The sequence below is a fragment of the Trueperaceae bacterium genome, assembly GCA_036381035.1.
Lineage (GTDB): Bacteria > Deinococcota > Deinococci > Deinococcales > Trueperaceae > DASRWD01.
Genome location: DASVDQ010000032.1, coordinates 1 through 1,456, shown reverse-complemented (window position 1 = coordinate 1,456; position 1,456 = coordinate 1). Strand labels below are relative to the sequence as shown.

Genomic DNA, 1,456 nt, shown 5'->3' with positions numbered 1-1,456 from the left:
GCTTTTGCACGTGACTCGTATTCATGCTCTCCCCCTGCGCGTGCGGCGCGCGTTTTACTTTTTCTGAGTTGACGTAAGCGATGTGCATTACGTGGATCGGTTAAATAGCCGCTTCACCTAATGTCCGCCGGCACGACATAACGGCTGGCCCGACGCCAAAAAGAAGGGCAGCGGTTAGGCTGCCCTTCAACAACAATCAACTAGCGACGCGGTGCTCGGGGTCGTAGATCAAACCGAGCTCGACGGCACCATCAAAATGCTCGAACAGTTTTCTCGCCAGGTCCCTCGACGGCAATTGCGCACCCCTCTCAATTCGAGAGAGGTTGCTCACGTCGGTACCCACTGCCTCGGCCACTTCGACCAGCGTTTCCTTGCGGGCTAACCGAGCCTCCCGAAGCGTCATCGTCTTTTTGGCCATGCCGGAAGTTTGCGCTACCTGCCAATTTGAGTCAACCGCCAAATTGGCGCGTCCCGCATTGCGGGTTGAGACTCAATTGCCGAAAGTGCGGCGCATGCCCACGAGCACCGCAACACGCGGTATCGGCTGGGCGATCAGGAAGGTAAGGAAGTCCCAAGAAAGGACGCTCGAGGACGTGGCAGCCGCCGCCGGCACCGATCCAAGCAACCTCTCTCGCGTCGAGAGGGGCATGCAGGATCCGCCGGAACGGCAGCTCAGAGCCATAGCGACCGCGCTGAACGTCAGCGTATCGTCGTTATGGACGCTCGCCGAGCGCGGCTCCGACGACTCCGACGACACTGGCCAACTCTTGGCTCTGTCAGCAATGCTGAGCCCTGAGCAGCGCCAGCGTTTGCTGGATTACGCCGGCTACCTGCTAGATCGCCAAGCCGACTGATTCTGTAAAGCCGCTCGGCGGCCCCGGTTGAAGATTTTGTAATTTGGCGCTTGACGCCATTTGTCAATTGGCGCAGAATGCAAATCTTGACACGGGAGCCGCAGCCATGACCCAGCCCGGAATTGAGCGAAAGACCGGCGCAGGCACTTACCTGAAGTGCCACAGCGGCGTGACTGGCCTGCCGCTCGATCACGAGGCCGAAGGCGCCATGACCACCCTCACCCTTCTCCCGCTCTCCCCCGCTCGCTCCCACGGCTCAGTGGGCCTGCGGGAGTACCTGGAGCGGAACGAGCGGCCGGGCGAGTTCCGGCGGGATCGGCACTTGTGGGAGGCGGCCATGCGGGCGGTGCGCAAGCGTTTCGCGGAGCGGCGGGCGTATCGCCGCTGAGTTTTCAGCTGGATCAAGTGCAGGAGACGACACAGTGAAACCCGTTCTCGTGACGACTCAGCATCGCGGCGTGTTCGCGGGCCTGATCGACGACGATCAGGACCTCGGGGCGAAGTCGATGCCGCTCAAGCAGGCGCGGATGGCGATCTATTGGGGCACTACCCGAGGCGTGATGGAGCTCGCGGAGACCGGGCCGACCGCGAAGAGCCGCATC

Annotated in this window: 3 protein-coding genes; 2 read left to right on the top strand and 1 reads right to left on the bottom strand. The window is 61.8% G+C overall.

Translation table 11 applies throughout. From position 1 onward, the window contains the following. Positions 1 to 196: 196 nt before the first annotated feature. The gene (locus VF202_05300; protein HEX7039509.1) at positions 197 to 418 is read right to left on the bottom strand and encodes a helix-turn-helix transcriptional regulator; all 222 of its coding nucleotides are present in this window, start codon (positions 416 to 418) and stop codon (positions 197 to 199) included. Positions 419 to 512: 94 nt separating this feature from the next. Between VF202_05300 and VF202_05295 the strand changes: the two genes are divergently transcribed. Both VF202_05295 and VF202_05290 read left to right on the top strand, forming a co-directional pair. Beyond that, positions 513 to 854: a helix-turn-helix transcriptional regulator gene (locus tag VF202_05295; protein HEX7039508.1), complete on the top strand. Its 342-nt coding sequence runs from the start codon at positions 513 to 515 to the stop codon at positions 852 to 854. Positions 855 to 960: 106 nt separating this feature from the next. Beyond that, positions 961 to 1,242 carry a hypothetical protein gene (locus VF202_05290; GenBank protein ID HEX7039507.1) on the top strand — a complete coding sequence of 94 codons (282 nt, stop codon included), beginning with the start codon at positions 961 to 963 and terminating at the stop codon, positions 1,240 to 1,242. The last annotated feature ends 214 nt before the right edge of the window (positions 1,243 to 1,456 follow it).

Bases quoted from the DNA above. Each gene is read 5' to 3' on its own strand.
- VF202_05300 (HEX7039509.1), bottom strand. From the start codon at position 418: ATGGCCAAAAAGACGATGACGCTTCGGGAGGCTCGGTTAGCCCGCAAG.
- VF202_05295 (HEX7039508.1), top strand. From the start codon at position 513: ATGCCCACGAGCACCGCAACACGCGGTATCGGCTGGGCGATCAGGAAG.
- VF202_05290 (HEX7039507.1), top strand. From the start codon at position 961: ATGACCCAGCCCGGAATTGAGCGAAAGACCGGCGCAGGCACTTACCTG.